Below are 6313 nucleotides of genomic sequence, written 5' to 3'. Positions count from 1 at the left end.
GGCAGCTCCGGCACCGGATCGAGCTCGAATCGACCGTCGCCGTCGGCCACCAACGATTCCCCGCGACCGATCACCGAAATCCGGGCGCCCGAAAGTGCGGCACCGTCCGACAAAACCACCCGACATTCACGTGCGGCCACGGTGGTCGCGGCGCACGTCAACACGGTGACGGTGAGTGCTCTGGCGAAATTCAACATTCAGAAGACTACAAGTGACAACAGCTCATCCACCATGCTCAGGGTCAGGCCCCAGATGAGGTGGCTCTGAAAACGATAACAGGGTAATTCCAGAGACAATCCTGCCCGTTGATAATCCATCAACTCTCGATTGCGGTGGTCGGCGAGAAAACTCGCCGGCACCCACACCGCTTTGGCCACCTCCCGGTTGGTCGTCAACGGCGGCACGGTATCCGCAGCGAAAACGAAGGGAATGATGACCATGTTGAGTGGTCGGCCTCGACCGATGGCGGCCACGTCCGAGAGTCTCCCGAGCTTTTCGGCGAACGCCGAAAGGTCGAGACCGACCTCCTCCCGCGTCTCCCGCAGTGCCGTGGCAAGTGGATCGGCATCGTGTTCTGCAACCCTGCCGCCAGGAAATGCCATGTGACCCGACCACGGGTCGCGAGGGTCTTCGGCCCGGTGAATGAAGAGGATTTCGGCTCCCTCCTCCGCAGGGCGAAGCAATGCCGCAACCGCGGCCCGAGTCTGACCTTCCGCCTCGGGCAAGGAGCGCGGGCGATACTCACCAAGGGCGGTGCGGAAGGACTCGACACTCAGCACGAGGTTTATTGTCGCAGAATTACGTCGGCTCGGGGATCGAGGCTTGTGACCTGAGATCCGGGTGTCGAGGAAGGCGGCCCCAAGCCCCAGGTCTCAGGCCCCGGGCCTTCCTGGCGCATGACGGACAGCAGCGAGGACAAAATTCAGGCGAGAAAACTCTCGGCTCGTCAGCCTTTCGAGGAATCTGTCCTTCGCCCCGCCTTTAGGAAATACCGTTCTCACGACAACTCGAGGATCCAGCTCACTGGACATGAGTTCGACCGATTGACTGGCTGCGCTCTCGATCAGATCCGCCTTGCGCTGCAGAAGAGGCGCCGGGTGTTCTTCGATCAGGCCGTGGCCGGTCAGCATCCGTCGCGGTTCGAGGGCGGCAACGCGACGAAGCGATTCGACCTCCTGCCACGGATTGCCCCAGGTCAGGATTGCGGATGCGCGTGGCGAGGTCACGAGGTCGCCGGTGAAAACGTCGCCGGTTGCCGATTCGAAAAACGCGACCTGGGTACGGGCATGTCCCGGCGTCGGAATCACCTCGAGCCTCCGCCCGCCCGACTCCACGACTTCCGGCATCTCACACGCGTCGAACGGTTCCACTTCGCCCCACCAGATCCGGCGGTAGGGCGCCAGTGACTCGATTCCCTCATCCCAGAAAGTGTCTGCGTGCCGAAGAAAGACCGGACAGCCATGCACCGAAGAAATCGCGGCGCAGTTTCCGGTGTGGTCTTCGTGACTGTGGGTGCAGCAGATCAGCTGGATTCGATGCTGCTCGAGCGCGGCCAGCATCGGGTCGCGTGCGTAGGCGAATCCCGTGTCGACGAGGATGTCGCCAACCAGGAAGGCGTCGACCTCCATCCCGAGGAACTGCGCCCCAATGCTCGTAAGACGAACTCGTGTGACGTCGTTACCGACGCCCTCCAACCGAGCCCGCACATTCTGCAGGCGTCCCCAAAGCCGGCGCCGCCATTCATGCCGCATCTCGGCATTCTATACCGAGCTGCGCCAGCAGATGCGAATGCCCGAGCCGTTTTGTTATTGTCCAAATATCAGTGACAAGGAGAATCGAATGGCAAAAGTGTTGGGTGTCGGTGGTGTGTTCTTCAAAACCGAGGACCCGGAGAAGCTCGGTGCCTGGTACCGAAAGTGGCTCGAAATGCCGGTCGACCCGCCGTATGGCGCGAGCTTCCTGCCCGGCTCGGTGCCGGTCGGAGGACTCACCGTGTGGGCGCCTTTCGACAAGGAAACCGAGTACTTCGAACCTTCGACCAGCGAGTTCATGGTCAACCTCATGGTCGACGATCTTGACGGCGCCCTCAAGCAGGTCACCGAGGGCGGAGCGACCATCGTCGGGGAGATCATGGAGGAGAGCTACGGACGATTCGGTTGGTTCGTGGACCCCGAGGGCAACAAGGTCGAGCTCTGGGAGCCGAAGGAAGGATTGTAAGAGCCGGAGTTCGGATTTGGGATTTCGGAAATCAAACTCATACTCGACATCGGAAGAAGGACGATCTCAGAACGATGGCATGTCCGGAGAGGACAGCCAGTCCGCGTTATTCATAAAGCCTCTCCTGCGGCTAGAATACACGCCAGGAGGTGATTCATGCTCACGGAATCTGCGACCCAGGCGCTCTCGATACTCCGCGATACCTCATTATTCCAGTGGTACGTCATTCCATTATTCGCTCTGGTGGTCTACGTCTACTCCGTCGAGATCGAGCGCCGAAACTGGAATCTGGTGTTCGCCGGACTCGCGTTCTGGGGCATGGACTGGATCAACGAGATCTGGAATTCGCTGGTTCTCCACTTCTCCGGCTACGCTCCGATGTGGGGTGCACCGGGCAAGACCGCACTCCTGATTCTGGTCGGACTCAACATCGAAATCATGTTCATGTTTTCGATCGCCGGCATCGCCTTCGGCAAGATGCTGCCGCCACACAAAGCGCAAAAAATCCTCGGCCTGCCCAACCGGTTGTTCTTTGCGATCACCAATTCCGCCTTCTGCGTGTTGGTCGAGATCTGGCTCAACGACATCGGTGCGCTCACCTGGGATTGGCGTTACTGGAGCGCCAGCTCGCCGATTCCGATCTTTCTCTTCGGCTACCTGCACTTCTTCCTCGTGTCCTACTGGGTGCACGACATGAAGACGGTGCGCGCCAAGGCGATCACGGTGGGCGTCATCTTCAGTGTGGCGATCTTCGGATTGGTAGTCTTCGGCGCCCTCGGGTGGATCTGAATTCGTGAGTTGAGAATGGAGAATTGAGAGTTGAGAGTTGAAAATTCCTACCCGTCCACCCGTTGTCCATGGGGGTAGGTGGGCACTCTCAACTCTAGACTCTGAACTCTCAACTCTTGGGGGTACGTTGTTCGCCATACCAGAATTTGTTCGCATAGTCGGTGGTGGCGTGCGGCGACCACAACAACTTTGGCAGCAGGAGGAAGAGACCGGTGAAGTAGTGCCATTCACCATGGGTATCGAACTTTCGCGTCGATGCAAGAGCCTTGACGGATCTGAGACGAGCCAGTCGTTGCTTCCGTTGGCAGCCGATGCGGCGCAGGTCCCACAGCAGCTGCACATCTTCGCCAAAGAAGCGTCGCTCGTCGTATCCTCCAACCGCCTCGAAGTCCTCCCTCGCGCAGAAGACGACACCTGTGTCCATCCGCGAGAGCCATACCATCGGCATCAAAACGGCATAGGTCACTGCGATGCCAAGCGACCACCTCTCCATCCGTACCCCGGTGGCACCGGCGACAACACGCCCGGTCGCCAGAGCATCCTCGATCTCGTTGAAGGTCTCCGGGTGGATCACCGAGTCTGCATCGACGAAACACAGAATCTCTCCCGCGGCGATCGCAGCACCGCCGTTGCGAACCGCTGCGATCCGACGCTCCTCGATCGTCACCACCCGGCAGCCCCTCGCCCTGGCGATCGTCGCGGTGCGGTCCATCGAGACGTTGTCAGCCACAATAACCTCGAGGAGGGACGAATCACGCCGCCAACACTCCCGAGCGACATCCACCGACTCGAGCGTTCGCGGCAGGTATCGCTCCTCGTTGTATGCCGGTATCACGAGTGAGATCACAGGCCGTTCCGGTCCCAACAGCAGACCTCCACCGTCCATCGTATCCCCCACCGCCATGTTCCATCCATGAGATGATGCACGGGTCCATGATTCAGAACACGGATTTCCCCATCCGGCAGGCCACCTCTGGAGATGCAGCAACGTTGAGCCGTCTCACCACCGATCTCGGCTACCCGAGTACCTCTGACGAGACGGCTGATCGGCTACGAAAGACCTTGGACACGCCGAATCACCAGGTGATGGTTGCAGAGAGCCCGGATCACGAGGCCATCGACCGGAGAAAAGTTGCCGCCGGCGGAGACGGAGGGTACATTGGCTGAAACAAACCGACCGGAGGAGCGATGCTCGATCACATCATAATTTCGGTGAGCGACCTGGCTGCGAGCAAAGAGTTCTATGCGAAAGCGCTGGAACCCCTCGGATACCACGCGATCATGGATTTTCCGGACGGATGCGGGTTTGGCATTCTCGAGAAGCCGGATTTTTTTATACGACAGGGTGGAAAGGCCACACCACAGATCCATATCGCGTTCACCAGCCGGGATCGATCCGCTGTGGACGCTGTTTACGCCGCGGCAATGGAAGCGGGGGGAATAGACAACGGGCCCCCCGGGCTCCGTGAGAATTACCATCCGAACTATTACGGGGCATTTTTCCTCGACCCCGACGGCCACAACATTGAAGCGGTATGCCATCGACCCGAGTAACCCGCCCGATCCTGACGCGGCAACAGGCCAAGGATTTCTACGACCGCTTCGGTCGCCGACAGGACCAACAATCCTGGTTCGAAAAGGCCCCGATCGAGCAACTTGTCAAGCTCGGTGATTTCGGTTCAGCCGAGGCGGTAGTCGAGTTCGGCTGCGGGACCGGGCGGCTTGCGCAGGCCCTGCTCGACGATCACCTTCCCGAGTCCGGTACGTACGTCGGATTCGACGTCTCTGAGACCATGGTCCAGCTGACCAGGAGCCGGCTCGTTCACCATGGCGCACGTGCTTCTGTTGTCCGCACCGACGGCCGACCACGCGTTCCTCTGCCACCGATGTCGAGCGATCGGTTCATCAGCACCTATGTACTCGACCTGCTGTCTACTCAGGACATATCGAGAACACTCGCCCAGGCCTGGATGGTCTTGCGCCCGAATGGTCTACTGTGCCTGACCGGGCTCACCTACGGGACGAACCTGATTTCGAGGTGGGTTGTCGCCTGCTGGCTTGCGATTCATTCACTCAAACCGTCGTTGGTCGGAGGGTGCCGGCCAATCTCACTGACTGATTTCCTCGGCCCTGCATCCTGGAAGGTGCTCCATTCGTCGACCCTGGTTTCCTGGGGCGTGCCGTCTGAGATCGTTATCGCCCAGCCGAGAGCTCACAGCCAACCGGGTCAAGGCATCGATCGTCTGATCGATCACGCGGACGCGAAGGAGCTGGAAAATGAAGTTGGTTGACCTCGAAGAGCAAGAACTCATACCCGGCACCCGGGTGCGCTTCGTTCACTCGAATCGGATGACAATCGCCCACTGGCACTTCGAACCGGATGTCGACCTCCCCGAGCACTCACACCCCCACGAGCAGATTTGCAACGTCATCGAGGGCGAGTTCGAGCTCACCGTCGACGGACAGCCGGGAATTCTGACTTCCGGCCACTACCAGGTGATCCCTCCCGACGCCGTCCACTCCGGCCACTCCATCACGACCTGCAAGATCATCGACGTCTTCTCGCCTGCCCGTGACGACTATCGGTAAGCTAGCTCCGTGGTAGATGAACGTCGGAAATTGGATGTTAGATGTTGGATGTTGGACGCTGGATGGCCGACAGGCCATGGATCACGCTGCTGATGGATCAAAAGGCTTGCGGCGGCGAGGCCCGAGGCGCGAATGCAGCTGGGTGGGCGGATCACAGATCGAAAATCCAACATCCAGGGAATCGCGGACGACCAGCTACTCTGAAGGCCATGAAAGATGAGGATCGGCTCGTAACTCACCACGGCGGCTGCCACTGCGGCAAGGTCCGCTTCGAAGTCGACGCTCCAGCCAGACTCGAGGCGCAGCTCTGCAACTGTTCTATCTGTTCGATGACCGCCTACCTCCATCTCATCGTTCCGTCGGCACGCTTCCGCCTCATCCAAGGCGAGGGAGAACTCGCCACCTACACCTTCAACACGGGAATCGCCAAGCACCACTTCTGCAGAACCTGCGGCATCAAGTCGTTCTACATTCCCCGTTCCAACCCCGATGGCATCAGCGTCAACGTTCGCTGCCTCGACCGGGAAACCGTTGCCGGAGTCAGTATCTCGGATTTCGATGGCCAAAACTGGGAAGAGCACGCCGACCGACTCAAACATCTGTCCCGGGACGGCGTATAATCGCACCCACCATGAGGGGGGACACATGAAGGCACGTTGGGGCGTCCTTCTCGTCATAGCGATGATGCTGGTGATCCAATCCTGCGGCAATGACGGAC

General features: G+C 59.6%; 11 protein-coding genes. 7 read left to right on the top strand and 4 right to left on the bottom strand.

Annotated elements, in window-relative coordinates; translation table 11 throughout:
• From LJE93_14515 to LJE93_14505, 3 genes are all read right to left on the bottom strand, one after another.
• On the bottom strand, positions 1 to 197 hold a 197-nt coding region (locus LJE93_14515; GenBank protein ID MCG6950122.1), incomplete at its 3' end, for a hypothetical protein.
• A complete protein-coding gene (locus LJE93_14510; GenBank protein ID MCG6950121.1) occupies positions 198 to 779 on the bottom strand; it encodes a CoA pyrophosphatase in 582 nt (193 codons plus the stop codon).
• A 93-nt stretch (positions 780 to 872) separates the two neighbouring features.
• Positions 873 to 1751, bottom strand: coding sequence for an MBL fold metallo-hydrolase (locus tag LJE93_14505; GenBank protein ID MCG6950120.1), 879 nt, complete (start codon positions 1749 to 1751; stop codon positions 873 to 875).
• An 88-nt stretch (positions 1752 to 1839) separates the two neighbouring features.
• On the opposite strand from LJE93_14505, the gene LJE93_14500 reads away from it, so the two are divergent.
• Positions 1840 to 2217: a VOC family protein gene (locus tag LJE93_14500; protein ID MCG6950119.1), complete on the top strand. Its 378-nt coding sequence runs from the start codon at positions 1840 to 1842 to the stop codon at positions 2215 to 2217.
• A 156-nt stretch (positions 2218 to 2373) separates the two neighbouring features.
• Positions 2374 to 3006 (top strand): hypothetical protein, encoded by a 633-nt coding sequence (locus LJE93_14495; GenBank protein MCG6950118.1) that lies wholly within the window; start codon positions 2374 to 2376, stop codon positions 3004 to 3006.
• Positions 3007 to 3115: 109 nt separating this feature from the next.
• On the opposite strand, the gene LJE93_14490 is transcribed toward LJE93_14495, so the two are convergent.
• Positions 3116 to 3910, bottom strand: a complete 795-nt coding sequence (locus LJE93_14490) for a glycosyltransferase (GenBank protein ID MCG6950117.1) — start codon at positions 3908 to 3910, stop codon at positions 3116 to 3118.
• 29 nt (positions 3911 to 3939) lie between these two features.
• Between LJE93_14490 and LJE93_14485 the strand changes: the two genes are divergently transcribed.
• From LJE93_14485 to LJE93_14465, 5 genes are all read left to right on the top strand, one after another.
• Positions 3940 to 4173 carry a hypothetical protein gene (locus LJE93_14485; protein MCG6950116.1) on the top strand — a complete coding sequence of 78 codons (234 nt, stop codon included), beginning with the start codon at positions 3940 to 3942 and terminating at the stop codon, positions 4171 to 4173.
• Positions 4174 to 4194: 21 nt separating this feature from the next.
• Entirely contained in the window at positions 4195 to 4560 is a 366-nt protein-coding gene (locus LJE93_14480) for a VOC family protein (GenBank protein ID MCG6950115.1), read from the top strand.
• Positions 4542 to 5297, top strand: coding sequence for a class I SAM-dependent methyltransferase (locus LJE93_14475; protein MCG6950114.1), 756 nt, complete (start codon positions 4542 to 4544; stop codon positions 5295 to 5297). Before LJE93_14480 ends, LJE93_14475 begins: the two co-directional genes overlap by 19 nt.
• On the top strand, positions 5284 to 5595 hold the full coding sequence (locus LJE93_14470) for a cupin domain-containing protein (protein ID MCG6950113.1): 312 nt from the start codon (positions 5284 to 5286) through the stop codon (positions 5593 to 5595). Before LJE93_14475 ends, LJE93_14470 begins: the two co-directional genes overlap by 14 nt.
• 209 nt (positions 5596 to 5804) lie before the next feature.
• A complete protein-coding gene (locus LJE93_14465) occupies positions 5805 to 6215 on the top strand; it encodes a GFA family protein (GenBank protein ID MCG6950112.1) in 411 nt (136 codons plus the stop codon).
• Positions 6216 to 6313: the final 98 nt, after the last annotated feature.

The organism is Acidobacteriota bacterium (genome assembly GCA_022340665.1).
Taxonomy (GTDB): Bacteria; Acidobacteriota; Thermoanaerobaculia; order Thermoanaerobaculales; family Sulfomarinibacteraceae; genus Sulfomarinibacter.
Note: the sequence above shows the minus strand (reverse complement) of the source record. Positions and strands in the feature narration are given on the sequence as shown.

Coding starts and splice junctions, on each gene's coding strand:
- LJE93_14495 (MCG6950118.1), top strand. CDS start 2,374: ATGCTCACGGAATCTGCGACCCAGGCGCTCTCGATACTCCGCGATACC.
- LJE93_14465 (MCG6950112.1), top strand. CDS start 5,805: ATGAAAGATGAGGATCGGCTCGTAACTCACCACGGCGGCTGCCACTGC.
- LJE93_14500 (MCG6950119.1), top strand. CDS start 1,840: ATGGCAAAAGTGTTGGGTGTCGGTGGTGTGTTCTTCAAAACCGAGGAC.
- LJE93_14485 (MCG6950116.1), top strand. CDS start 3,940: ATGATTCAGAACACGGATTTCCCCATCCGGCAGGCCACCTCTGGAGAT.
- LJE93_14505 (MCG6950120.1), bottom strand. CDS start 1,751: ATGCGGCATGAATGGCGGCGCCGGCTTTGGGGACGCCTGCAGAATGTG.
- LJE93_14470 (MCG6950113.1), top strand. CDS start 5,284: ATGAAGTTGGTTGACCTCGAAGAGCAAGAACTCATACCCGGCACCCGG.
- LJE93_14475 (MCG6950114.1), top strand. CDS start 4,542: ATGCCATCGACCCGAGTAACCCGCCCGATCCTGACGCGGCAACAGGCC.
- LJE93_14490 (MCG6950117.1), bottom strand. CDS start 3,910: ATGGCGGTGGGGGATACGATGGACGGTGGAGGTCTGCTGTTGGGACCG.
- LJE93_14480 (MCG6950115.1), top strand. CDS start 4,195: ATGCTCGATCACATCATAATTTCGGTGAGCGACCTGGCTGCGAGCAAA.